The organism is Acinetobacter sp. Brlt_5, assembly GCF_051949055.1.
Taxonomy (GTDB): domain Bacteria; phylum Pseudomonadota; class Gammaproteobacteria; order Pseudomonadales; family Moraxellaceae; genus Acinetobacter; species Acinetobacter indicus.
The window spans coordinates 116,643-142,766 of sequence record NZ_JAYJLP010000003.1; the positions used below are offsets into that span (position 1 = coordinate 116,643).

General features: G+C 47.7%; 25 protein-coding genes. 12 read left to right on the top strand and 13 right to left on the bottom strand.

The annotated features are described in order from the left end of the window. Positions 1–10: 10 nt before the first annotated feature. From VF685_RS03740 to VF685_RS03760, 5 genes are all read left to right on the top strand, one after another. Positions 11–1,066 (top strand): preprotein translocase subunit SecA, encoded by a 1,056-nt coding sequence (locus tag VF685_RS03740; RefSeq protein ID WP_164845006.1) that lies wholly within the window; start codon positions 11–13, stop codon positions 1,064–1,066. Between the two features lie 121 nt (positions 1,067–1,187). Continuing rightward, positions 1,188–1,910 (top strand): septum site-determining protein MinC, encoded by a 723-nt coding sequence (minC, locus tag VF685_RS03745; RefSeq protein WP_005179806.1) that lies wholly within the window; start codon positions 1,188–1,190, stop codon positions 1,908–1,910. A 68-nt stretch (positions 1,911–1,978) separates the two neighbouring features. Further along, a complete protein-coding gene (minD, locus tag VF685_RS03750) occupies positions 1,979–2,791 on the top strand; it encodes a septum site-determining protein MinD (protein WP_005179808.1) in 813 nt (270 codons plus the stop codon). A gap of 2 nt (positions 2,792–2,793) precedes the next feature. Next, positions 2,794–3,066, top strand: coding sequence for a cell division topological specificity factor MinE (gene minE / locus VF685_RS03755; RefSeq protein WP_005179812.1), 273 nt, complete (start codon positions 2,794–2,796; stop codon positions 3,064–3,066). Positions 3,067–3,268: 202 nt separating this feature from the next. After that, on the top strand, positions 3,269–3,556 hold the full coding sequence (locus VF685_RS03760) for a PA4642 family protein (protein WP_045796110.1): 288 nt from the start codon (positions 3,269–3,271) through the stop codon (positions 3,554–3,556). A gap of 62 nt (positions 3,557–3,618) precedes the next feature. On the opposite strand, the gene VF685_RS03765 is transcribed toward VF685_RS03760, so the two are convergent. Further along, on the bottom strand, positions 3,619–6,678 hold the full coding sequence (locus tag VF685_RS03765) for a DNA translocase FtsK (RefSeq protein WP_163145481.1): 3,060 nt from the start codon (positions 6,676–6,678) through the stop codon (positions 3,619–3,621). 247 nt (positions 6,679–6,925) lie between these two features. Between VF685_RS03765 and trxB the strand changes: the two genes are divergently transcribed. The 3 genes from trxB (at position 6,926) to VF685_RS03780 (ending at position 9,526) form a co-directional block, all read left to right on the top strand. Beyond that, positions 6,926–7,882 (top strand): thioredoxin-disulfide reductase, encoded by a 957-nt coding sequence (trxB, locus tag VF685_RS03770; protein ID WP_016659465.1) that lies wholly within the window; start codon positions 6,926–6,928, stop codon positions 7,880–7,882. Positions 7,883–7,962: 80 nt separating this feature from the next. Further along, positions 7,963–8,694, top strand: coding sequence for a leucyl/phenylalanyl-tRNA--protein transferase (gene aat / locus VF685_RS03775; RefSeq protein ID WP_005179830.1), 732 nt, complete (start codon positions 7,963–7,965; stop codon positions 8,692–8,694). A gap of 16 nt (positions 8,695–8,710) precedes the next feature. Continuing rightward, the gene (locus VF685_RS03780; RefSeq protein WP_005179833.1) at positions 8,711–9,526 is read left to right on the top strand and encodes an arginyltransferase; all 816 of its coding nucleotides are present in this window, start codon (positions 8,711–8,713) and stop codon (positions 9,524–9,526) included. Positions 9,527–9,545: 19 nt separating this feature from the next. Here the strand turns inward: VF685_RS03780 and rimI are convergent, their stop codons facing one another. The 7 genes from rimI to VF685_RS03815 form a co-directional block, all read right to left on the bottom strand. Next, the gene (gene rimI, locus VF685_RS03785; RefSeq protein ID WP_005179835.1) at positions 9,546–10,010 is read right to left on the bottom strand and encodes a ribosomal protein S18-alanine N-acetyltransferase; all 465 of its coding nucleotides are present in this window, start codon (positions 10,008–10,010) and stop codon (positions 9,546–9,548) included. 104 nt (positions 10,011–10,114) lie between these two features. After that, positions 10,115–10,996 (bottom strand): metal-dependent hydrolase, encoded by an 882-nt coding sequence (locus VF685_RS03790; RefSeq protein WP_045796116.1) that lies wholly within the window; start codon positions 10,994–10,996, stop codon positions 10,115–10,117. Positions 10,997–11,208: 212 nt separating this feature from the next. Further along, the gene (tuf, locus tag VF685_RS03795) at positions 11,209–12,399 is read right to left on the bottom strand and encodes an elongation factor Tu (protein ID WP_440203559.1); all 1,191 of its coding nucleotides are present in this window, start codon (positions 12,397–12,399) and stop codon (positions 11,209–11,211) included. A gap of 94 nt (positions 12,400–12,493) precedes the next feature. Then, positions 12,494–14,629, bottom strand: a complete 2,136-nt coding sequence (gene fusA, locus VF685_RS03800; RefSeq protein ID WP_286385431.1) for an elongation factor G — start codon at positions 14,627–14,629, stop codon at positions 12,494–12,496. A gap of 132 nt (positions 14,630–14,761) precedes the next feature. Further along, on the bottom strand, positions 14,762–15,232 hold the full coding sequence (rpsG, locus tag VF685_RS03805) for a 30S ribosomal protein S7 (protein WP_005179845.1): 471 nt from the start codon (positions 15,230–15,232) through the stop codon (positions 14,762–14,764). Positions 15,233–15,411: 179 nt separating this feature from the next. Continuing rightward, on the bottom strand, positions 15,412–15,786 hold the full coding sequence (gene rpsL / locus VF685_RS03810; RefSeq protein ID WP_002050319.1) for a 30S ribosomal protein S12: 375 nt from the start codon (positions 15,784–15,786) through the stop codon (positions 15,412–15,414). Positions 15,787–15,949: 163 nt separating this feature from the next. Continuing rightward, positions 15,950–17,398 (bottom strand): EcsC family protein, encoded by a 1,449-nt coding sequence (locus VF685_RS03815; RefSeq protein ID WP_286385402.1) that lies wholly within the window; start codon positions 17,396–17,398, stop codon positions 15,950–15,952. 276 nt (positions 17,399–17,674) lie between these two features. On the opposite strand from VF685_RS03815, the gene VF685_RS03820 reads away from it, so the two are divergent. Together VF685_RS03820 and VF685_RS03825 are read left to right on the top strand one after the other, a co-directional pair. Then, complete coding sequence (locus tag VF685_RS03820) at positions 17,675–18,904, top strand: beta-ketoacyl synthase N-terminal-like domain-containing protein (RefSeq protein WP_005179853.1); 1,230 nt, start codon at positions 17,675–17,677, stop codon at positions 18,902–18,904. 19 nt (positions 18,905–18,923) lie between these two features. Continuing rightward, on the top strand, positions 18,924–19,376 hold the full coding sequence (locus VF685_RS03825; protein WP_005179856.1) for a CopD family protein: 453 nt from the start codon (positions 18,924–18,926) through the stop codon (positions 19,374–19,376). A gap of 55 nt (positions 19,377–19,431) precedes the next feature. Here VF685_RS03825 and VF685_RS03830 read toward each other — a convergent pair whose 3' ends face one another. The 4 genes from VF685_RS03830 to VF685_RS03845 form a co-directional block, all read right to left on the bottom strand. Beyond that, the gene (locus VF685_RS03830) at positions 19,432–20,895 is read right to left on the bottom strand and encodes an amino acid permease (RefSeq protein ID WP_045795523.1); all 1,464 of its coding nucleotides are present in this window, start codon (positions 20,893–20,895) and stop codon (positions 19,432–19,434) included. Positions 20,896–21,043: 148 nt separating this feature from the next. Next, positions 21,044–21,406 (bottom strand): RidA family protein, encoded by a 363-nt coding sequence (locus VF685_RS03835; protein WP_005179861.1) that lies wholly within the window; start codon positions 21,404–21,406, stop codon positions 21,044–21,046. 24 nt (positions 21,407–21,430) lie between these two features. Then, a complete protein-coding gene (gene alr / locus VF685_RS03840) occupies positions 21,431–22,543 on the bottom strand; it encodes an alanine racemase (protein WP_180007006.1) in 1,113 nt (370 codons plus the stop codon). Positions 22,544–22,565: 22 nt separating this feature from the next. Continuing rightward, entirely contained in the window at positions 22,566–23,819 is a 1,254-nt protein-coding gene (locus VF685_RS03845; RefSeq protein ID WP_075167990.1) for a D-amino acid dehydrogenase, read from the bottom strand. A 139-nt stretch (positions 23,820–23,958) separates the two neighbouring features. Between VF685_RS03845 and VF685_RS03850 the strand changes: the two genes are divergently transcribed. Further along, complete coding sequence (locus VF685_RS03850; RefSeq protein ID WP_005179867.1) at positions 23,959–24,426, top strand: Lrp/AsnC ligand binding domain-containing protein; 468 nt, start codon at positions 23,959–23,961, stop codon at positions 24,424–24,426. 98 nt (positions 24,427–24,524) lie between these two features. On the opposite strand, the gene VF685_RS03855 is transcribed toward VF685_RS03850, so the two are convergent. Beyond that, the gene (locus tag VF685_RS03855; RefSeq protein WP_045795528.1) at positions 24,525–25,205 is read right to left on the bottom strand and encodes an HAD-IA family hydrolase; all 681 of its coding nucleotides are present in this window, start codon (positions 25,203–25,205) and stop codon (positions 24,525–24,527) included. Between the two features lie 92 nt (positions 25,206–25,297). Between VF685_RS03855 and VF685_RS03860 the strand changes: the two genes are divergently transcribed. Further along, positions 25,298–26,065 carry a hydroxymethylpyrimidine/phosphomethylpyrimidine kinase gene (locus tag VF685_RS03860; protein WP_286385433.1) on the top strand — a complete coding sequence of 256 codons (768 nt, stop codon included), beginning with the start codon at positions 25,298–25,300 and terminating at the stop codon, positions 26,063–26,065. Positions 26,066–26,124 lie beyond the last annotated feature (59 nt).

The window sequence follows — 26,124 nt, forward strand, 5'->3', positions numbered from 1 at the left end:
CAAAAGCATTATGAAGAAACGCGAAGAACCGGTGATCAAATCTTCCTTTCACTTTGTCAGAAAGGACTCATGGAGCTGGAAAGTGGTGCTGGTATACGACATCTTTATGATGGCGTTAATTCTCATCAACCTGTTCTGCCTGAGTGCCAATGCCATTTTGATGAGTGATTTTGGTGACTGGCTCTTCAACTTTATTCAGCTGCCAGAGGTATTGCAGTTTTATCGCACGGAACTGCGTCCCTGGGTAATTATTACCGAAGGCTGGTTTACCACCTTCCTGATTATCGAGTTACTGGTACGCTGGGGCCTGGCGATTATTTTCCGGCATCATGCCCGCTGGTGGTTCTTCCCTTTCGTGCACTGGTATGAAGTGCTGTCGATTCTGCCACAGCTGCGTTTTCTGCGTTTATTACGTGCCGTGGCGATTGGCTATAACCTGTATAGTCATGGCTACAAGGTTATTCCGGACAGCATCTTCCGACGCGCCAACTTTTATTACAACCTGGTGATGGAAGAACTGTCGAGCCGGATTGTGCTGACCATTGTCAATAACCTGCAACGTGAACTGAGCAGCAGCACTGGTCATCGCCAGTTTATTGATGATCTGGTCGAGCAGCACCGCAAACTGCTGGCCGCAGCACTGGCCGACATCTTGCAGCAATCTTTGGGTAAAGAATTGCAGAGCCAGCGTCAGAGCATTGCCGAAAATGTCGGTCAGGTGGTGAGTCAGGCCATTGAAGATACCCCGGAGCTGACCCAGTTACTGCGTCTGCTGCCAATTGTCGGTGGACGTATGGAACGGCAGATTCAAAGCATTGGCCAACGTTTGGGCGAAAATATTACCCAAGGGATGATTCAGCCTTTTGCCCATCATGACAGCTTGCCAGATAATGTGGCCTATGCGCATATTGCCGACAAAGTCAGCCAGATCGAGATTGAACATAATCCGCATATTGATGCGTTGGTGGAATCTGCGGTATTTGAAACCCTGGAAGCCATTCGCAAACAGGTGAAAGTGAAAAAGTGGCAACAGATCCTGAATGAGCAGGAAACTGACAAAGAATAACCAGCAATAAAAATATTTAAACCTTCGGCTAGAGTATTCGGCCGAATTGTTCTAGGATTTGCTCTATTTACAACATTTACTTCGACAACAATGAACAGGTCAGAAGTCTTAAGGAATCATTATGGCTGACATACGGATAAAAGGCAGAATGGTCAATGCGATTCGCATTAGCTTAGATACAGATGATCATGATGCGATCCGCCAGCAATTGAGCCCAATGTTACAAAAAGGGTTTCCACCCCAAATTCCGGCGGTGATTGAAAGTTCGGTAGATCAGGAGTTAATTGCCCTGATTCAACTGCTGATTGATCTGAATGTACAGCCACTGGCCGTGGTAGAAGGCATTCTGTCGGAACAGGCGCGTGCCATCCAGTTCCCGGTAATTCCGCAAGATCGTCAGTTACAACAGATCAAAGCCACCCAGGAACAGGTCATTGAAACTCCGGCAGAACCTGAAGCGCCTGCCGCAGAAGCCGCGGTGGTAGAAGCTGCAGCGGCACGAATTTCGCATGTGACCTCTTATCACGATGAAATTCTGCGTACCGGTCAATGTCTGGTCCAGAACCAGGGCGATATTATCTTGAAAGCTGGTATTAACAGCGGTTCGGAAGTGATTGCTTCAGGAAATATACATATTTATGGTAGCGTTCGTGGTAGAGTCATTGCCGGCGCAGGTGGGAACAGTTCAGCACGAATTTTCTGTCATTCCCTAGAAGCAGAATTGGTATCTATTGCAGGCACTTACTGTGTGGCGGACGATATTCCCCCGCACGTAACGAAAAAACCGGTACATATTTACCTAAATGACAACCAAGAGCTTGTATTTGAAGCTCTGGAATTTTAATGTATAAATAAACACCAAAAAACCCCATACACAAAAGGGGGATTTAAACCATAACAGGAGTGGATTCGGTGGCGAAAATTGTTGTCGTAACATCAGGCAAAGGTGGCGTAGGTAAAACTACAACGAGTGCATCTTTTGCAACAGGTTTAGCCCTACGTGGCCACAAAACTGTTGTTATCGATTTTGACGTGGGTTTGCGTAACCTGGACTTGATCATGGGTTGTGAACGTCGCGTTGTTTATGATTTTGTGAATGTTTTAAATAATGAAGCGCGTTTACAACAAGCATTAATTCGCGATAAAGATATTGAAAACCTTTATATTTTACCTGCTTCTCAAACTCGTGATAAAGATGCCCTGACCGATGAAGGTGTGGCACGTGTCATGGATGAGCTTGCTCAAGAGTTTGATTACATTATCTGTGACTCACCAGCAGGGATTGAGCGTGGCGCCATTTTAGCCATGTACCATGCCGATGAAGCGATTATTGTGACCAACCCTGAAATTTCTTCAGTACGTGACTCGGATCGTATTATTGGCATGCTCGACAGCAAAACCAAAAAAGTAGAACAAAACGAAGGACGTATCCGTAAGCATTTATGTATCACACGTTTCAATCCGGAACGTGCCGATAAACAGGAAATGCTCACCATTGACGATATTTCAAAAGATATTTTACGTGTACCAACTTTAGGTGTAATTCCAGAATGTAAAAGCGTTCTGCAAGCATCTAACGAAGGTAAGCCAGTCATTCTGTATAGCGAAACTGAAGCGGGTCAGGCGTATGATGACCTGGTGGCACGTTTCTTGGGTGAAGAGCGTCCATACCGTCACATTACTGCTAAACCTAAAGGTTGGTTAGCACGATTATTTGGAGCGTAATTATGGCAGGATTCTGGAGTAAATTATTTAGCAGCGAAGAAAAAGCATCAAGTGCTCAAACCGCCAAGGATCGTTTAAAAGTCATTGTTGCTTCTGAAAATGGTTTAGGCCGCCGCCTGAGCCAGGACAAAATTGACCAGATGAAAAAAGAAATCATGCAGGTCGTGAACCGCTATGTCCGCGGTGTCGATGAACAGCACATTCAAATGTCGGTACGTTCTGAAGCCAACATTGAAATGCTTGAAATGAATATCAATTTGCCTGAAGAGCGATAATCTGATTTTTGATTAGTCAAGCAAATTGAATCAAGGCAGAATATGAGGCGGAAATAGCAAACTTAAAGCATTGCTTTAAGGATTTGCCCAGCCGCAAGACGAGAAGCTGTGCTTCAAGATAAAGTGCACAAAGACACTTTGCCTCTTGCGAACTCATATTTTGCCTTTTTTTCATTTCGAAAAACTATTCCAGGAGATTGCGATGGCATTGTCTCAACCAGCAACATTCAATGAAGAATGGTCAGATGAGCGTGTATTTGCCTACCTGAATCAGCTTCCTCCGAATGGCGTGAATGCTGATTTCCATGTGCTTTACCATGCATTTAAACATATGCGCCCAACAGACTATGAGCGCTTACTGACCCAGTTTGTTGCCGATGGCCGTGATGTAAATGCCACCAATCCTGAAGGACAGCGCATTCATGACGTGATTGCAGAATTCCCGCGACAAAGCGCAGAATTCTTGGCAGTACTGGCAAAATTTGCTTAAGTCGCACTGCCGATAAAAAGCCCACCTATTGGTGGGCTTTGTTTATAAAGATCGAGAACAGCTTAAACCAGAATTTCACGCTTGCCGTTCGGACCCTGTTCACTGACAATACCCTGCTCCTGCATCTGATCGACAATACGCGCCGCACGGTTATAACCGAGGCTAAACTTACGCTGTAAAGACGATACCGATACTTTACGGGTTTCCAGCACAAAGGCCACACACTGGTCATACAGCGCATCACGGTCTGATCCGCCATCACCACCATCTTCAAAACCACGTGACGCTGGTTCTTCATCAAATGGAGTCAGAATTTCATCGACATAATCCGGTGAACCCCGTTCACGCCAGGCATCACAAATCCGGTTGACTTCATCATCGGAAATAAAGGCACCATGCACACGTTCCGGTTCAATTTTACCTGGTCCAAGGAACAGCATGTCACCATGACCGAGCAGGTCTTCTGCCCCGCCAGCATCCAGAATAGTCCGTGAGTCAATTTTTGAGTTCACGCGCAAGGCCACGCGAGTCGGGATGTTGGCCTTGATCAGACCGGTAATGACATCCACCGATGGACGCTGGGTAGCCAGCAATAAGTGAATCCCAGCTGCACGTGATTTCTGCGCCAGACGGGTAATCATTTCTTCGGCTTTTTTACCGACCTGCATAATCATGTCGGCAAACTCATCCGCCACAATCACAATTGATGGTAACGGCGTCAAGCGCGGTGCACGTTCCTGGGTTGCTGAATCGCCCGGTTTCCAGGTCGGATCAATCAGGTCCTCGCCATTAGCCAGTGCTTCTTCAACCTTGCGATTATAGTCGCTGAGTTTACGGATTTTCAGGAATGACATCAGCTTATAACGGCGTTCCATTTCATTGACACACCAGTTCAGGGCGCTGACCGCATCTTTCATGTCAGTTACCACCGGCGTTAACAAATGTGGAATATCGTTATAGTTGGCCAGTTCCAGCTGTTTCGGGTCAATCAGAATTAAACGCAGTTGATCCGGCTTGTATTTAAGCAACATCGACAGAATCATCGAGTTCACCGCCACCGATTTACCCGAACCGGTGGTCCCCGCAACCAGCATATGCGGCGCTTTGCCCAGTTCGGTAATCACCGGATTACCAGAAATATCTTTACCCATCGCCATCGACAGGATGCCATCCTGATCTTCAAATTTCGGGGTTTGCACCAGCTCAATCAGACGCACCATTTCGCGGGTACTGTTTGGCACCTCAATACCGATATACGGTTTGCCCGGAATCACCTCGACCACACGCACCGAAGCCATCGACATGGAACGGGCCAGGTCACGGGAAATATTGGTGACTTTCGAGGCTTTTACCCCCGGCGCCAGATCCAGCTCAAAACGTGTAACTACCGGTCCCGGCTGCGCTTCCACCACTTTGGCTTTGACATTAAATTCCTGCAGCTTGATTTCCAGCAGTTCAGATAAACGCTCCAGCTGCTCTGCGGTGAAGTTGACCTTTTTATTTGGATCGACCTTATCCAGTAGCTCCAGACCCGGCAATGGTGATAAATCACGACGTTTCTCTGCGACCTGCATGGCACGCGACATTGGACGGCCCATGGCATCGGTTAATGGCGCATCAAAGTCAAATTCATCTTCTTCTTGCGGTTTGCCTGCAGTTTCATGCCACGCCTCAATGAATTCTTCTTTCGATAGGGCTTCTTTCACCGCGTCATTGACCACTGGTGCAGCCGCTGTGGCACTTACCGCAGCCTGATGCTGAATAGGCGCCTGTACAAAAGCCGAAGACTGCGCATAACTGCTGGTAGTTCTTGGGGCAGGTGCTTCTGGCTTCAGATCATCAATCAGCAGATCATCCAGCCCTTCAAATTCTTCATCACTCAGACGGTTTTTCGGGCTTGCATACTGCGCTGTGGCAGCCGATGGCATTTCAACCGCTTGTACGTCTGGCACCGGCTGGATGTGCGGTGCAGGTTCAGGCTGCGACTGACTATTAAATGGACTATGCAGATCCTGAGCAGCTTTCCCATTCGGTACAGCAGCCAGCAATTCGTCAAAGATTTCGTCATCATCCCAGTCAATATTAGACTGCGGCGTATTCGATGCAGGCGGTGCATCATGCACGGGCTGGACCACTGCATTAAAATGATCTTTCGGTGCGTGCGGAATCTGATCCTGAGAAGCACGTAACAGCTCATGAATATCCTGACTGTGCTTCTGGTCAGCATCATCATTCAGCGCACGCCAAACTTCACCGGTTGCCACCACACGCTGACTGTCCTGGGTCAGGCGATGGGCTTTTTCAACCGTCTGTTCAAAGGCCTGCTCTTCTTCATCCAGCAGATCCTGCTCTGCAGAACGCTGCTGTTCACGCTCGACCATATCATCAAACAGACGCTCGGCCACCTGTTCATGACGGGACACCGCTGGTGCCACCGGAGCTTCTTCGACTTCACGATGTTCTGGTGCCGGTGTAACCACTTCGGCTGCGGCTGGCGCAGCAGCCACCACTGTTTTTTTAACGACCGGTGCCGGTTGATCAGCTTTAGGCACATCACGGTAAAACAGGTCTTGTAAATAAGCTGGCGTGGCTTTTAAAGTCACCCAGGTCCGGTTCCATTTAATCCCAAAGGCCAGTGTAAACAGGACACCCCAGAACACCAGCAGGAAAAAGGCCGCGCCATAAATAGTGAGCAGCTGCGACAGGCTCTGCCCCAGTTCATAACCAATAATCCCGCCAGAAGCATTGTCCAGTGTATCGGCCGGTACTTGCCAGAACAGGTACAACAGACTGGCAGTGGCCAGCAAAATAAAGAACTGCGCCGCATAACGGAAAGGACGGTTCAGGAAACTGCGCGGCCACCACACCTGAATGGCTTCAATAAACAGGTACAGCGGAATCAGCAGACTGGCCCAGCCCAAAAAGCCGAACAACAGGTCGGCAATCCATGCGCCGGCGACCCCGCTGGCATTGGACACCTGCTGGGTATCACTAGACAAATGCATCCAGCCCGGATCAAAAGGGGTATAGGTGACTGTCGCAAGGAACAAATAAATCCCGAATGAGACCAAAAATAATGTCATTATTAAGCGCTGTGCATAAGCACCCGACACCGCAGTCATATACTGTCCTGTAACCAATTTTTCATAAATGTTCTTGTGCAACCCGCCAGTTTGGCATGGCCATAAAATAGATATTATGCACCTGTTGCAGCAAAAAAGATGCAAGATTATTGAAGTCAGTTGTTAACTTTTTCTATATAGCTTAAATCGATTTCTATGATCAATAATATCCACTGAATCTCACACAACTGTTATACAGTTTCACGTATAATTCCATAAATTGCTCAATAATAAAAGGATGCTACAGATGGGTGCTCGTCATTCACGTTTGATTATTTTAGGTTCAGGACCTGCAGGTTATAGTGCTGCTGTTTATGCTGCACGTGCCAATTTAAAACCGACCTTAATTGCAGGTTTACAACTCGGTGGTCAACTTACGACGACAACAGAAGTAGATAACTGGCCGGGTGATCCGGAAGGTCTGACAGGACCAGCGCTCATGGAACGTATGCAGGCCCATGCGGAACGTTTCGGCACCGAAATTGTCTATGACCATATCAATGAAGTCGATTTAAGCGTGCGTCCATTCGTCCTTAAAGGCGATATGGAAGAGTTCACCTGTGATGCCTTAATTATTGCCACCGGTGCTACGGCTCAATACCTCGGTCTGGAATCTGAAGCCAAATTCATGGGCCAAGGCGTTAGTGCCTGTGCCACCTGTGATGGTTTCTTCTACAAAAACCAGAACGTGATGGTAGTCGGTGGTGGTAATACCGCAGTTGAAGAAGCGCTGTATCTTTCCAATATCGCCTCTCACGTGACCCTGGTACACCGCCGTGACAGCCTGCGTTCAGAGAAAATTCTGCAAGATCATATTTTTGCCAAAGAAAAAGAAGGCAAAATCAGCATTCTCTGGAACAACCAGGTCGATGAAGTCCTGGGTGATGCACAATCTGGTGTGACTGCCGTACGTTTGAAATCTACTGTCGATGGTTCAACCCAGAATGTAGATGTATCTGGTATGTTCGTGGCGATTGGTCACAAGCCAAATACGGGCATGTTCGAAGGCCAGTTAAACCTGCGTGATGGTTATATTCAGGTTCAAAGTGGTACTGCCGGTAACGCAACCCAAACCTCTGTACCGGGCGTATTCGCAGCCGGTGACGTGGCAGACAGCGTCTATCGTCAAGCGATTACATCAGCTGGTTCAGGCTGTATGGCAGCCCTAGATGCTGAAAAATATCTGGATGCCCTAGGTGAATAATTTTGCCTAAAGCACGAGCCGCCCAATCCGGGCGGCTTTTTTATGTATGATAGAGATCTGTTTCGATTCAGAGTAGCTGTATGACCGCACTTGCACCCTCACAATTTATTTTCCCCCATCCTGATGAAGCTGATCCACAGGGTGAAGGACTGATTTGTATTGGTGCAGACCTGTCCCCCTCGACCCTGTTTGAAGCTTATACCCACGGCCTGTTTCCGTGGTTTTCCGACGGTGATCCGATTTGCTGGTGGAGTCCCGAGCCGCGCTGCATTATCCGCCCTCAGGATTATCATCCAAGCAAGTCACTGCTGCGTAACATGAAAAAAGGTGATTACCGGATTAGCATCAATCAGGCCTTTGAACGGGTGATTCGCTGTTGTTCGCTGCCACGGGCTTATGCCAATGACACCTGGATTTCCGAAGACATCATTCAGGGCTATATTGACCTGTTTGAGGCCGGTTATGGCTATAGTGTCGAAGTCTGGGAGCAGGATGCGCTGGTCGGTGGTTTGTATGGCGTCACCATTGGCCGCGGCTGCTTTGGCGAGTCAATGTTTAGCCAGCGCACAGATGTCTCTAAAATGGCGTTTTATACCTTAATGCTGATTGGCCGCGACAACGCCCTGCCCTGGATTGACTGCCAGCTGGTCAATGACCATCTATTAAGTCTGGGCGCCTGTACAATAACTCGCCAAGCATACTTAAAATCGTTACAAGATGTTGTAAAACAGCCGGCGATAGATTGGAAAAAATACCAGGAGGGTGTATTTTCAAGTAAAACAATAGCGCAAAACGACTCACTGGATGAATAAATAAAGAGGGATTGCCATGAATTCATATCAACCGAAATCCCTGCTCAACGAATTACAATATTATATTACGCCGCCGCATAACTGCAGTTATCTGGATGATAAATCTGCTCGCATGGTGTTTTTAGATCCGGCGCACCGGATTGATGTGGTGACCCTGTCTGAACTGTCACGCATGGGCTTTCGTCGTAGCGGTGACTTTGTCTATCGGCCGGAATGCCATTTATGCCGTCAATGTCTGTCTTCGCGCGTGCCGGTACACGAATTTCAAATGAACAGCACCCAGAAAAAAGCCTGGAAACGCAATCAGGACCTGCACGTCACCATCCGCTCTACCCAAGAAGCCAATGAACAGCATTATGCGCTGTATGAGCGTTATATTAATGAACGCCATGCCGATGGCGATATGTATCCGCCAAGTCAGGATCAGTTTGAAAAATTTCTGGTGCACAGCTGCACCGACAGTTTCTTTTTAGAGCTTTGGCACCAAGACCGGCTAATTGCGGTCTCGACCTGCGACCTGCTCGATGATGGCCTGTCTGCGGTGTATACCTTCTTTGATCCGGATGAAAACCGCCGCTCCTTGGGCGTATTTGCGATCTTAAAGCAGATTGAACACACCCAGAAACTCGGACTGCCTTATGTTTATTTAGGCTATTGGGTGCCGCATTCCAATAAAATGAATTATAAATCGCAGTATGTACCGCTGGAATTGCTGATTGATGGCCAATGGCGCCGGCTCAACCGCAGCTTAAGCAGCGAAGAAATCCGGCAATTGGGAAACTCTCTCATGACCACCCTGCCCAGTGGTTGGAATAATTCGATTATCAAATAAAACCCAATAATTTTAAAAATTAAGGTGATGAGAAGAGCGCGGCAAAATCATCACTACAGGCTTTAACCATAATAACCGCATGTTCACGTGTGCCATCCGGATTTGGATAATAATTTTTGCGCACATCAATCTGATGAAAGCCAGCTTTTTCATACAGACGGATAGCCGCGGTATTGCTTTCACGCACTTCCAGAAAAATTTGTACCGGCTGATTCGGCAACTGCGCAATCGAATGCTCCAACAGCTGATAACCTAGTCCCTTCCCCTGCTGGTCAGGCGCAACCGCCATCAGCAACAGGTTGGCTTCATCCAGCACCGGCTGCAAAATACAGAACCCGACCAGCTGTCCTTGCTGCTCGATTACGGTACATTGATAGCTGTCTACCGCTTCAGCAAACTGTTTCAAGCTCCAGGGATGGCTTTGTACCTGTTGCTCAATGTTAAATACACTATGAATATCAGCGTGTTGCATTAAACGAATCATCTTCGTTCATCATCGGTCAAAACAAAGTTCGCATTATAAGAGCTCTGGATAAAAAATCGAGCAAAAAAAAGGGCAATTTTCATTGCCCCCAAGAGTCAACACCGTTAGAAGCCCAATTTGGCTTTCCATGTGTCCAGCAGACTGACGGTATCTAAATCGTTCGGATGAAAGCCCGGGCGGAAATATGCCAGCATCTCACGGCCCATACCGGTAATAATGCCCTTAGAGGGACTATAAGCATAGGTATAAATGGCCTTGAACGCCTCCAGATTTAGCTGTTTGTCTTCTTTTAACAGACGGAACAGGAAATAGTTTTGCACCACAAATAAGGTCAGCATGGCGGCAACCAGTGAGCTGGTGCGCAGTAAATAGGCTTTGGTGCCTTGGCCGAATACACCCTCAAACACATCATAAGCTACCGCTTTATGCTCGTTTTCTTCAATCGCATGCCACAGCCACATGGTTTTCATGGTGTCATCGCTCATCAGTTCCTGAATATGCGAATTACGCAGCAACTGGGTGGCAATGGTCGCGGTAAAATGTTCCAGTGCGGTGGTTGCAGTCAAATCAACCATTTCTTGGGTAATGCCAAAGGGTTTACCGACACCGGCAAATACCTTACGCGCGCCTTGAATCACTTTATCGGTATAACGATCTAAACGTTCTACATCATGGCCATATTTTTGTGCCGAGGCATTAAAGCCAACATGCTCCTGGGTATGCATGGCTTCCTGGCCAATAAAGGCTGAAATTTCTTTTTGCAGCTCCTGATTATCTTTAATTGCCGGGTGGTAACGCACTGCACGTACACTATCAATAAAGAATTTTTCACCGGCTGGAAACAAGGCAGATAAAGCGGTCATAAAATGCGTCAGGCCAGCCGAACCTTGCATCCAGTATTCTGGAACCTGATCAAACTCAAACGCCATACGACGTACTGGGAAACTGGCACCTGCGCGGTTGGTAATATTTACTTTAGCATTCATGACCTCAACTCCTTTCAAGTGAAGCGTCTCACCTGAAACTTTTATTTATTTTCTTCAGCTTTATCTTACGTGGTTCTGATATGGAGATAAGTGCAGTTAAGGTCAGGCGAATATCAGTTTAGGACAGCTTGCAGTTAAATTGTCAGACAATTTAATCTGCAAAGATAAAAAAAGCGTCCCTTTGGGACGCTTTTTTCACACTATAGAAGTGATTATGCAGTTACTTTAGAAACTACACCAGCACCTACAGTACGACCACCTTCACGGATCGCGAAGCGTAAGCCAGCGTCCATTGCGATTGGGTGGATTAATTCTACTGACATTTCAACGTTGTCACCTGGCATAACCATTTCAACGCCTTCTTTCAGCTGGATCGCACCAGTTACGTCCGTAGTACGGAAGTAGAACTGTGGACGGTAACCATTTAAGAATGGAGTGTGACGGCCACCTTCGTCTTTAGAAAGTACGTATACTTCTGCGTCGAATTTAGTGTGCGGCTTGATTGAACCTGGTTTAGCAAGTACTTGACCACGTTGAACTTCTTCACGCTTAGTACCACGTAGAAGAACACCACAGTTCTCGCCAGCACGACCTTCGTCAAGAAGCTTACGGAACATTTCAACGCCAGTAACAGTTGTTTTCGCTGTATCTTTGATACCAACGATTTCAACTTCTTCACCAACTCTAACGATACCAGTTTCAACACGGCCAGTTACAACTGTACCACGACCAGAAATTGAGAATACGTCCTCGATTGGCATTAAGAATGCTTGGTCGATTGCACGTACTGGCTCTGGAATGTAAGAGTCAAGTGCTTCAACAAGAGCTACAACAGCGTCTTCGCCATATTGACCTGATTCACCGTTAAGTGCTGCAAGAGCAGAACCACGGATTACTGGAGTGTCGTCGCCTGGGAAGTCGTAAGTAGAAAGAAGTTCACGAACTTCCATTTCAACTAATTCGATTAACTCTTCGTCGTCTACGATATCGCATTTGTTTAAGAATACGATGATGTAAGGTACACCTACCTGACGAGAAAGAAGGATGTGTTCACGAGTTTGTGGCATTGGACCATCAGTCGCTGAACAAACAAGGATCGCACCGTCCATCTGAGCAGCACCAGTGATCATGTTTTTAACATAGTCGGCGTGACCTGGGCAGTCAACGTGAGCGTAGTGACGAGTTGGAGAATCGTATTCTACGTGAGAAGTGTTAATTGTAATACCACGTGCTTTTTCTTCTGGAGCAGAGTCGATTGCAGCGTAATCTTTCGCTTCACCACCAAACTTACGTGCACATACAGTTGCGATTGCAGCTGTTAAAGTTGTTTTACCATGGTCAACGTGACCGATTGTGCCCACGTTAACGTGTGGCTTATTACGTTCAAACTTAGCCTTAGCCATGTTCATCTTCCTTTGTAGATTACTCATGCAGTAAACCTGCATGAGTATTAGATTTTAACTATAAATTTAGTTAGGCAATATAGTAATCGAAAGATTACTCGTCGTCACCTTTTTTGCCGCCAGCTTGGAACTTAGCAATGATGCCTTCAGCCACGTTACGTGGAGTTTCAGCATATTTAGCAAATTCCATAGAGTAAGTCGCACGACCTTGAGACATAGAACGCATGTGTGTTGCGTAACCAAACATCTCTGCAAGTGGAACTTCTGCACGAATTGCTTTAGTACCACCAGGTAAGTCGTCCATACCTTGAACCATACCACGACGACGGTTTAAGTCACCCATGATATCGCCCATGTAGTCTTCTGGAGTTTCTACTTCAACTTTCATGATTGGCTCAAGAAGAACAGGATCTGCTTTCATGAAACCGTCACGGAATGCGTAAGAACCCGCCATTTTGAACGATAATTCGTCAGAGTCGACATCGTGGTAAGAACCGTCGAATAATGTCGCTTTAATGCCTACAACTGGGTAACCAGCCAAGACACCATTCTTCATACGTTCTTGGATACCTTTGTCTACTGCACCGAAGAATTCTTTAGGTACTACACCACCTACAACTTCTTCAGCGAATTCGTAGTCTTTACCAGCTTCAGGATCAAGCGGCTCTAAACGTACGAATACGTGACCGAATTTACCTTTACCACCAGTTTGACGTACGAATTTACCTTCTTGCTCAATCGTCTTTTTGATCGTTTCGCGGTATGCAACCATTGGTTTACCAATGTTCGCTTCTACGTTGAATTCACGCTTCATACGGTCAACGATGATGTCAAGGTGAAGCTCGCCCATACCCGCAATGATCGTTTGACCAGATTCTTCGTCTGTACGAACGCGGAATGATGGATCTTCTTTCGCCAAGCGACCTAAAGCAACTGACATTTTTTCTTGGTCAGCTTTAGTTTTAGGTTCAACAGCCAATGCAATTACTGGCTCTGGGAATTCCATACGCTCTAGTGTAATTACGTGGTTTTCGTCACATAATGTATCACCAGTGGTTGTATCTTTAAGACCTACACACGCTGCGATGTCACCTGCACGAATTTCTTCGATGTCGTGACGGTCATTTGCGTGCATCTGTACGATACGACCAATACGCTCACGCTTCATTTTCACTGGGTTGTAAACCGGGCTACCCGCTTTAAGAACACCAGAGTAAACACGTACGAACGTTAAGTTACCAACGAATTTATCGTTCATGATTTTGAACGCAAGCGCAGAGAACGGAGCATCGTCAGACGCTTCACGAGAACCTTCAGTTTCGTCTTTGTCGTCTAAGATACCTTTGATCGCTTCAACGTCAGTTGGTGCAGGTAAGAATTCAATTACTGCGTCCAACATACGTTGAACACCTTTGTTTTTGAATGCAGAACCACACATTGCAGGTTGAATTTCACCCGCTAATGTACGTTGACGTAAACCAGCAACGATTTCTTCTTTAGAAAGTTCGCCATTTTCTAGGTACTTGTCCATGAGTTCTTCTGATGCTTCTGCAGCAGCTTCAACCATGTTAGTACGCCATTCTTCAGCTGTATCTTGCAGATCAGCAGGAATGTCGCCGTATTCAAACTTCATACCTTGTGAAGCTTCATCCCAGATGATTGACTTCATTTCGATTAAGTCAACAACACCTGTGAATGTGTCTTCTGCGCCCACTGGAACAACGATAGGCACTGGGTTTGCACCCAAGCGAGTTTTCATTTGTTCAACAACGCGGAAGAAGTTTGCACCTGTACGGTCCATTTTGTTCACGAACGCTAAACGAGGTACTTTATATTTGTTTGCTTGACGCCATACAGTTTCAGACTGAGGTTGTACACCACCTACAGCACAGTAAACCATACACGCACCGTCAAGAACACGCATAGAACGCTCAACTTCGATTGTGAAGTCAACGTGTCCCGGGGTGTCAATTACGTTAATACGGTGTTGGTCGAACTGGTTAGCCATACCTTTCCAGAAGCATGTTACAGCTGCTGAAGTAATGGTAATACCACGTTCCTGCTCTTGTTCCATCCAGTCAGTTGTTGCTGAACCTTCGTGAGTTTCACCTAGTTTGTGGCTCTCACCTGTGTAGAACAAAATACGTTCAGAAGTGGTTGTTTTACCTGCGTCAATGTGCGCAGAGATACCAATGTTACGGTAACGAGAAATTGGGGTTTGACGTGCCATGATTTCTAGCATTCCTAAATTTTGTTGTTTAAAACAGGACGCTTTAAGCTGCATAGCAACTTAAAGCGCTTTGATGACAAACTAGTGACAACTAAATTCATCACCCTCCTGATTAGGTCCTGTTTTATCCGCTTAGAAACGGTAGTGAGAGAAGGCTTTGTTGGCTTCAGCCATACGGTGCACATCTTCACGTTTTTTAACCGCTGCGCCTTTACCTTCAGCTGCATCAAGCAACTCACCAGCAAGACGTAAAGCCATAGTTTTTTCAGAACGCTTAGCAGCAGCATCTACTAACCAACGCATCGCTAGAGCAGTACGACGGGATGGGCGTACTTCCATAGGAACTTGATAAGTAGCACCACCAACACGGCGTGCTTTTACTTCAACCATAGGACGAACTTTTTCAAGCGTAGCTTCAAAAAATTCAACTGGGTCTACTTTGTTTTTTTCTTGAACGCGGTCTAAAGCACCGTAAACGATACTTTCAGCAATAGATTTTTTACCATCTTGCATTACGTGGTTCATGAATTTAGCGATTGTTTGGCTGCTGAACTTAGGATCCGGAAGGATTTCACGAGCAGCGACTACGCGACGTCTTGGCATTTTAAAACTACCTATAAATATGACACTTCAGGTTAATCCAGCAGTAGCATAAAGTGTCGTATGCATTCGCTGGCCTTACTATACGTCGCTTGAATATTCACAAAATAAATGCAGAAATCAGACAAGCGAGACGATAAAGGATTGCAGTTCTAACGAACTAAGAGCTTAATCTCGAAAGATTATTTCTTAGGACGTTTAGTACCGTATTTAGAACGTGACTGGTTACGATCTTTCACGCCAGCACAGTCTAAAGAACCACGAACGGTATGGTAACGTACACCTGGTAAGTCTTTAACACGACCACCACGGATCAGAACAACACTGTGCTCTTGCAGGTTATGGCCTTCACCACCGATATAGCTAGAAACTTCGAAACCTGAAGTTAAGCGAACACGGCAAACTTTACGCATTGCTGAGTTAGGTTTTTTAGGTGTAGTTGTGTAAACACGTGTACAAACACCACGACGTTGTGGACAAGCCTTCAACGCAGGAACTTTAGATTTTTCAACTAAAGTCGTACGACCCTTACGGATCAACTGATTTGTTGTTGCCATGTGGCAATTCTCCCGTTAATAAAAAGCCCCAAAAACATACTACTTTTTGAGGGCATGCAATTGTAAGTCAAGATACTAAAATGGTCAATATTCGACAGACCGGCAAATATTGACTATTCCCGCATTAAAGGCTGATTTTACTGCTTTTTAAGGTATTAGCACCTTATTGCGCTTTTTGCTTTTTTGTAACCTTCTTCGCTACCGGTTTCTCAGCGTCTGCTTTTTGCGGTTCAGTCTCCGTTTCTGGTGGCTCCTCCACTGCCGGTGGCGTGTCGTCAAACTCGTCATCATCTGCAGGTTCCGGCTCAATCGATTCCGGTGGAATTGCCGGTTTTTGCGGCTCTACCGCAGCATTCGGTTCAACCATTTTATCGGCCAGCTGCTCTAGGCCCTGCTGGATATCCTGATCGACCTGTTCCGGCTCCGGTTTTTCCTCTGCCGATTTTTTCTGGATTTTCACCTTAGAGATGGTGCTGTTTTGCTGCAGCTCAATATCCTGATCCAGCTTCAGCTCCTCGACGGCCGGTGTAGCTGTAGCTGGCTGTTCCAGTAATTTCGGTGCAGCTTGTGCCAGTAAGGCTGCGGCTTTTTCATAGGCATCGACCGGGGATAGCTGACTGCCCTTATGCTGGATGAGATATTCACGGGCATGCGAGAACACTTCCTGCGCTTTCTGGTGCACATGTTCGACCAGCTTCCAGCTATAGGCGGCACTGACCGAGGCTGTCGCCACCGGGGTTAATTTGCTTAACAGCGAGAACTTCGGCATCGAGTTCATCCACTGCCACTTCATTTCGCCCTGCTCATTGACCAGATATTTACGTAGCACTTCCATGTCATTACTGGAACCAACCAGCTGCTGCAGCTGATGCACATCATGGGTTTGCAGCATGTTCAGCACGCTTTTAATACCCAGCAAGACCGCCTGCTTTTCGGCAATCAGGCCCAGATCAACCTGTTTGAAAATATATTGCACAATGGCCTGGCCTTCTTCTTTATTCAGCTCAAAGCCATACGAACGCCCAACCTGATAGATGGTACGTAACGACATGATCATCGAAACCGGCACATCTACCGCGGTTCCAATCACGCCGGTAGCCCCGGTGATCGCGCCCTGAATCGAGGCCAGCCATTTATTCTGCTCTGCCAGCGCCTGGCTGATGCGTTTGGAACGGTTCACATCCTGGGTCAGTTCTTCTAAGTCACGTACCCCGGCTTCATCTAGAACTGCATCGACCGAACTGATATTGGAGGTAAAGGTATTTAGCTGGTGAAAGAAGTAATCCGACACCTTGTCAGAAAACTGAGGCGCCACAAAATGGGCAAGATTATTGACCTTATTATAATGACGACCTAGCAATTGACGTGAAACCTGTGGCAAGTGTGCCTTCAGCACCTGCTGCGGATTGTCATAACGCGATGAATGGCGGCCGAATACCGGGCTGGCACTGCCTTCCACCACCCGCCCGTGACTGCTACCCGCCTCTTCTTTGCTGGTCGAACCGGGCGCCACATGCTGAACCAGGTCAATGCCGGTATGACTGAGCTTTTTAGCCACTCCAAACGCACTCGAGAGGAATCCGCCTGATTGCTTATTATTAGAATCTGTCATTCTTGCTCCTCATTTTCTTTCTTAAGATTTATTGCTAAATACTAGGTATAGTCTGCGTTTATCTCAACCTTATTGTGTTTCTTTTGGTTATGTTCACGTAGTCTGCTCCCCAAATCTGGTCATTCCCAAAGAGGCATAGGATTTGCCATAAGAATTCAAAATTCTTTCTGTTATTATGAATCCAATTGAAAAACTTGGGAAATGCACTGGACACCGGCATTTGCGCCGACAATCTCCAGGGTTAGACCCGATAATATCACCATAAGGGAACTGTAGATGAAACGTGTTGTAATCACTGGCATGGGCATTAATTCGTGCATTGGTAATACATTAGAAGATGTAACCCACTCTTTGCAAAATGGTATTTCAGGCACACGTTTTAACCAGACTTATGCTGAACTGAATTTTAAGAGCCATGTCAGTGCAGCTGCAGAACAGAATTTTGACAATATCGACCGTCGTTTAAAACGCTTCATGGGCGTGTGTGCAATGTATGCCTATAACGCAGCGGCAGCAGCCATTGAACATGCCGGCCTGAAAGTTGAAGATTTAGCTGGTAACCCGCGTTACGGTATTGCCGGTGGTTCAGGCGGCAACTCGACTGCATCTGTGGTTGAAATGGTGGAATTACTGGAAGAAAAAGGTGCGCGTAAAATTGGCCCATTCTTTGTACCACGTAACATGTCAAACACCATTACGGCCAACCTGGGCGTTGCCTTTAAACTGCAAGGCGTTGCGCACTCGATTACCAGCGCATGTGCAACTTCTGCCGATGCGATTGGTTATGCCTACAACCTGATTCAACTGGGTAAACAGGATCTTATGCTGGCTGGCGGTGGTGAAGAAGATCACTGGTCACAAAGCCTGCTGTTTGATGCGATGGGTGCGCTGTGTGCCAAATACAATGACACCCCAGAAACTGCTTCTCGTCCATATTCAGCAGACCGTGATGGTTTCGTGATTGCCGGCGGCGGTGGCTTCCTGGTACTGGAATCGCTGGAACATGCACAAGCACGTGGTGCCAACATTCTGGCAGAAGTGGTCGCGTATGCAGCCAACTCGGATGGTGCTGACATGGTTGCGCCAAGCGGTGAAGGTGCAACACGCTGTATCCTGATGGCGCTGGATGAAGCCAAACAGCATGGTGTTGAATCGATTGACTATGTGAACACACACGGTACATCTACCCCTGCAGGTGACGTGACTGAACTGAAAGCCATGGAACGTGCCTTTGGTGAAGGCCAGGTACCAGCCCTGAGCTCGACCAAATCTATGACCGGTCACAGCCTGGGTGCTGCCGGTGTACAGGAAGCGATCTACTCTGTCCTGATGATGCAAAACGACTTTATTGCGCCAAACATCAACGTGACCGAGCTGGATGAAGGCGCGAAAGGCTTTGATATCGTACTTGAAAAACGTGACGCAAAATTGAATACTGTGATGAGTAACAGTTTTGGTTTTGGCGGCGTAAACGCTTGTCTGATTTTCAAGAAATGGGATGCATAATCCCTAAATAGGATTTTCGATGGATGCACCTTCTGATGCTTTTTTATGGGTAAAAGCATTACATATTATTGCCGTGGTGTGCTGGTTCGCTGCACTGTTCTATCTGCCACGGTTATATGTTTACCATGCCATGAGTGAAGATGCGGTCAGTCATCAGCGTTTTGAAGTCATGGAACGCAAGTTGTACCGCGGAATTATGTGGCCTTCCATGATTGCCACCCTAATTACCGCCCACTTTCTGGTAGATTGGGGGGATGCCACCCGGAACTACCACGATGCCTTGTGGTTTTACCTGAAAGTGGCACTGGTCGGATTATTGGTGATTTACCATCTGGTTTGCGGTTATTACCGTCTGAAACTGATTGGCAATGCCCATTACAAGTCACACAAATTCTGGCGCTTTTTCAATGAAATGCCGACAGTGCTGTTATTTGCAATTGTGATTCTGGTGGTGGTGAAACCTGTGTTCTAGCTCCATCGAAGAACAGATAAAAAAAGCCTCGTTTGATACGAGGCTTTTTTGTGGGCTAGCGAAGGGTTTCTGACTTGGCATATTGCTCGGTCTGGGCATATTGCTGGTATTTACGCAGCCGCGGTTTATATAGACCATAGTAAGTCACGGTTAAAATCACCAGCCACAACGGACTGACCAGCAGTGCTTTCAGCGTATCCGGCTCCAGACTGAGAATCACCAGTGCAAACAGCAGGAAGGCCAACACCACATAGCTCATCAGCACCCCACCCGGCATTTTAAAGCGTGAAGCAGCGTGTAACTGCGGCTGCAGTTTACGATAGCGCAGGTAACACACCATAATAATGCCCCAGATGCTAATAAACAGAATCACGCACAGCGAGCTGGCCAAGGTAAAGGCTTCAACGGTATTGGGCACAAAATACTGCAAGGCTGCACCGGCCATAATAAACAGACAGGAGAACAGCAGACCTTTGGCCGGTACTGCCCGTTTTGACAAGGTCGCCAACGCCTGTGGCGCCTGCCGGCCACGCGCTAGGCCAAACAGCATGCGGCTGGTCGAAAACACACCGCTGTTCATGGAAGACATCACCGAAGATAACACCACCAGATTCATAATAATCGCAGAGGTGGGAATACCGGCATGTAAAAACAACGACACAAACGGACTACGGTCTGCCGGAATCTGGTTCCACGGCGTCACCGACATCACCACAAATAAAGACAGCACATAAAACAGGATAATCCGGGTCGGAATTGCATTGACTGCTTTGGGTAAATTCTTTTCCGGATCTTTGGTTTCAGCCGCCATGGTGCCCAGCAGCTCCACCCCGACAAAGGCAAACAGCGCAATCTGGAAACCGGCCAGAAAACCGTTACCGCCTTGCGGGAACATGCCGCCATGCGACCAGACATGCTGAAAACTGGCAGTGGTGCCATCTGGCGCGGCAAACTGGTTAAAGACCATATAGCCACCAATACCAATCAGGCCTAAGATGGCCAGAATCTTGATCAGGGCAAACCAGAACTCGATTTCACCAAACAGTTTGACCGTCAGCAAATTCAGTCCCAGTACAAACAGCACACAACCAACACTGATCAGCGCCTGCCCCATGGGAGTAAACGTGGTATCTGGTGGCAGCCAGAAACCGAGATAATTGATGATGGCTGCCAGATCGGCAATTCCAACCAGAATCCAGCCCAGCCAGTAGGACCAGCCAATATAGTAGCCCGCACCCGGCCCGATCAGGTCATGCGCCATATCAATAAAGGATTTATAGTGCAGATTGGACAGCAGGATTTCCCCCAATGCACGCATCAGGAAGAAAAACATCAGGCCAATAATCATATAAATAAACAGGATGGACGGGCCGGCCAAGGCAATGGTTTTGCCGGAGCCCATAAACAGTCCGGTGCCGATGGCGCCACCAATGGCAATTAACTGCAGATGCCGGTTGGAGAGTTTGCGTTGTAATTCATGTGGCGACGAATGAACGTCATCGTGACGAGAGGAAGTCATGTTCAATATCCTTATTGTGCCCTGACCCTGCCATCAGCGCAGGCTGTGCATACGTCATCCTGCAATGATGGTCCTGTACATCCCAACAAATCCTATCTTGGGCTGTACGCAGCGTCAGTGGCTGGGAGAGAAAACCAAACCAGATGGCTTATTTCTGTGCAGCGGTCACTGCAATTTCAATCAGCCAGTCCGGGTTGACCAGTTCCGCCTGAATGGTGGCGCGTGCCGGTGTGGCATGGCCCTGCAACCATTCAATCCAGAGCGCATTCACGGTCTGGAAATCGGACAGATTCTTTAAAAAGAGTTGCGCAGATAAAATCCGGCTTTTATCGCTATTGGTTTCGGCCAGCAGCGTATCAATGGTCTGCAGCACTTCTTGCGTTTGCGCAGTGATGTCCTGCCCGGCAGTGGTTTTCGGAATCTGACCCGACAGATAGACCACCTGATTAAATACCGTTGCCGCACTCATCACTTCAGTGCTGTGAATACGTTGAATATCTTGAGAACTCATGTTGTGATCCTGTTGAATAAAATTTTATGCCTGCACCACAAACGGCACCCGGGCGGTGATGGCGCACATCAGCTCATAGCCAACGGTACCGGCTGCCTGACTGACCTCATCGACTGGCAAAATGGCACCACTGCTGGAATAGCCCCATAGCACCACTTCAGCGCCAATATCGGCGTCAGGAAGATGACTGAGATCGACCGCCAGCATATCCATACTGACCCGACCCAGTGTCTGGCTGCGCTGCGAATTGACCAGTACCGGTGTACCGCTTGGAGAAATTCGCTGATAGCCATCGGCATAGCCACAGGCCACTACGCCAATCCGCATGGCTTGTTCAGCAACAAAGCTGGAGCCATAGCCAATACTTTCTCCAGCCTTCAGCTGCTGGACAGCAATAATTTCACTGCGCAGGCTCATGCTCGGTTTCAGGTTCCAGTCCTGAATCGTATGCTGTGGAAAATCGGGCGAACTGCCATACAACATGATGCCGCTACGCATCACATCACTATGCAGGGCCGGCGCATGACGCAGCAATGCCGCGCTATTACAGAGTGAACGCTGGCCAGGCAGGCCGGCAATGGTCTGTTCAAAACACTGCTGCTGATAGTCGATGCCCGGCGCACCAAAACGTTCGCCATCGGCATCGGAGAAATGCATCATGTGGGTAATAGAGCTTACAATTTCCAGTGCCTGTAACTGGGCAAAGGCGCCCCGGTAAGCGGCGGGTGCAAAACCCAGACGGTTCATGCCACTGTTCATTTTCAGATAGACATGAAAACGTGCTTCCGGATGCTGGCGCTGGAACTGCTGTAACCAGTCAATTTGATGGGCACTGTGAATGCTAAAACTTAAGTGATGTTGCTGACAGACTGATAAATCTTCCAGACAGAAAATGCCTTCCAGCAACAGAATATCACCCTGCCAGCCCAGCTGGCGTAATCTCAATGCCTCGGCCAGATCTAGCAAAGCAAAACCATCGGCGGACTGAAAAGCCGGATAGACCCGCTCGATGCCATGACCATAGGCATTGGCCTTGACCACGGCATAAACTTGGCTATCCCCGGCATACTGCCGAGCAATCTGCAGGTTATGGCGCAGTGCATCGAGATGCACCACTGCCTGAATTGGTCTAGACATCGTTCTTCCTTGAATCAATACCTTAAGCGGCGTAACGCTGTAACGACAAGCCTTCAGTGCTAATTTCCGGTTGCTGCTGCATCACCAGATCACTGATTAACTTGCCCGAGCCACAGGCCATGGTCCAGCCTAAAGTCCCGTGGCCGGTATTCAGGAACAGGTTTTTATAGCGGGTGCCGCCAATAATCGGGGTGCTGTCTGGCGTCATTGGACGTAAACCGGTCCAGAAGCTGGCCTGCGGTAAATCACCACCCGGGAATAAATCTTTGGTGACCATTTCCAGCGTGGCACGACGATCCTGATTCAGACCGAGGTTAAAGCCGCTTAATTCAGCCATACCACCGACACGAATCCGCTGGTCAAAACGGGTAATCGCAATCTTGTAAGTTTCATCCAGAACTGTTGATTGTGGCGCCATGGCTGGATCGACAATTGGCACAGTCAGCGAGTAACCTTTCACCGGATAGACCGGCAGGTCCAGATGCAGCGGTTTCAGGAATTCACGTGAATAACTGCCAAAAGCTAATACATAACGGTCTGCGGTCAGCACTTTGCCATTGACCAGCACGCCTTTAATCTCGTCGCCTTCAACCAGCAGTTTTTCTACATTCTGGTTAAACTGGAAATCAACACCCATCTCCTGTGCCAGTTTGGCCAGCGCATTGGTAAACAGATAGCAGTCGCCGGTTTCATCATTAGGCAAGTGCAAGCCACCAACCAGTTTATCTTTGGCCGCAGCCAAAGCCGGTTCAACCCGGGCCAGACCATCACGGTCTAACAGCTCATATTCCACACCGCTTTCTTTTAATACTTCAATGTCACGCTGTACGGCATCGAGCTGGGCATCTTTACGGAACAGCTGCAGCGTGCCTTTAGAGCGGTTTTCATAGCTGATTCCGGTGTCTTGGCGTAACTGTCTCAGGCAATCGCGGCTATATTCGGCTACCCGCACCATCCGCTCTTTATTAATAGCATAGTGCTGCGCATTACAGTTTTTCAGCATTTGCGCCATCCACTGTAACTGCCACATACTGCCATCCAAATTCACGGCCAAAGGTGCATGATGCTGGAACATCCACTTCACGGCTTTAAATGGAATCCCCGGCGCTGCCCACGGCGTTGAATAGCCCGGTGAAACCTGTCCGGCATTCCCGAAGCTGGTTTCTTCCGCCGGCCCGGTTTGACGATCCAGCACCGTCACACTTGCACCCTGCTGCGCCAGATAATATGCGCTGGTCACCCCAATGACACCGCTTCCCAACACAATTACACGCATAGACTTGACCTCAAATACATTCCAGTTTATTTAACTAGTATATTTTCGGATCAATAGTGAATTTTGCTATTTTTAGTGGGTATTTTCAGATAATCCGCCCATTTTTTCAGGATATTTTTTGGAATAAAGGAATTTTTAGATGCGTAAATTAGACCGGATTGATCGCATGATTTTGGACATCCTGCAAAACAATGGCCGGATTGCGATTAGTGAGCTGGCGGCCAAGGTCAATTTATCCACCACGCCCTGCTCGGAACGGGTTAAACGGCTGGAACGCGATGGCATTATTATGGGCTATTATGCCCGCCTGAATCCTGAACTGGTGGACAAGAAACTGCTGGTATTTCTGGAGATTAAACTGTCGGCCAAATCTGGCGATGTGTTTGATCAGGTGGCGCGAGATCTGGTGGATATTCCGGAAGTGCTCGAGTGTCATCTGATTTCCGGCGAGTTTGATTATCTGGTTAAAGCACGGCTCAAAGAAATGAGCGCCTACCGGCGTTTACTTGGCGATTTACTGAAAAAATTGCCGGCCTCAGCCTCTTCACACAGTTATGTGGTAATGGAAGAAGTTAAAGAAAGTCTGTATTTAAATATTGAAGGCTGATGTTTCAGAGAGTCGATAGATCCGTCGATGTGATTAGGCGCATGGAAAATCCAGCCACCGGCTGATGAATACAGCATCAGCCGAATGGATTTTTTATATTAAGCCTGACAGGATGCCAATGCACTATTTAAGTCAGCCACCACATTCGGCAACTGGGAAAACTGCTGAATACGGGCTTTTGGTGCAGCATGATCCAGCTCTTGCATCGTGCCATAACCATATTCGACCGCGACCGCTTCGATGCCGTTATGTCGCGCCCCCAGCACATCATATTCCCGGTCGCCGACCATAAGACATTGGCTGGCCTGCAGCTGTTCCTGCTCCAGAATATAGGCAATTAATTCATCTTTATGGGTCCGATCACCATTCAGCTCGCTGCCATAAATGCCGGTAAAATACTGTTCCAGCTCAAAATGCTCCAGAATCTGCCGTGCATAAATGGTCGGCTTGGCCGTGGCTAAAAACAGCTGATAGCCCTGGAGTTTCAAGGTTTGCAAGGTTTCCGCCACAGTCGGATAAACCTTATTTTCATATAAACCGGTCACGGCAAAACGCTCGCGATAACCCATCAGTGCCTGTTCCGCCAGCACATCATTCGGTTCAACCTGTAAAATTTTTGCCAGTGAAGCTTTCAGTGGCGGACCAATAATCCAGTCAATATTTTCAGATTCTGGTAGTGGATGACCAATTTTTGCCAGTCCATAACGCGCCGAGGTGGTAATACCCACTTTTGGATCGGTCAGGGTGCCATCCAAATCAATCAGCAGATGTTTAATCATGAATTTTTCTCCCCCTTCGACCGTGAAATACACTCGAGACTTGATTCAAAGTTGCCTATACTAACGTAAATTCATGATTGAAGGATATGGATGTGCGTCCAACGGTACTTTGCTTTTCTGGTTTAGATCCCTCTGGGGGCGCGGGCTTACAGGCTGATATTGAAGCGATTGGTCAAAGTGGCGCACATGCGGCCATTGCCTGTACCGCCCTCACGGTGCAAAACTCGCAGCAGGTGTTTGGCTTTGAAGCCACTTCCAAAGCATTGCTACTGGCCCAGGCCAATGCCGTGGTGAACGATCTGCCAATTCGCTGTGTTAAATCGGGAATGCTCGGCACCACCGACAATATTGCAGCGCTGGCAGATTTCTTGAGAGAACATCCGGACTATTACTATGTGCTGGACCCGGTTCTGGTCGCCAACAGCGGTGGCTCTCTGGGTGATCAGGCGACTTTGGTCAAGGCCTTTGTCGAGCTGATTCCACTGGCAACCTTACTGACCCCGAATACGGTAGAACTGCGTGCCCTGACCGGTGAAGATGATCTGGAACTGGCCCCCCAGAAACTGTTTGCGATGGGTGCCAAGGCGGTTTTGGTTAAAGGCGGCCATGAAGATACCCCGGATCACATCCGCAATGCTTTATATATAGATGGTGAACTGATTTCAGAAACCCGTTGCCCGCGTTTAGAAGGCGAATACCACGGTTCGGGCTGCTCGCTGGCCAGCTTTATTGCCGGCCGTTTAGCACTAGGTGATGAACTGCAAGCCGCTGTGAATTATGCTGAAACCTGGCTGTTTGGGGTACTAAAACAGGCAGAAAGTCCGGTACCGAATGGTCAGAAGATTCCAAAACGCTTTTAATCCTTAATATAAAAAATACCTGCTATAAAAAATACCTGCCCCATGGCAGGTATTTTTTC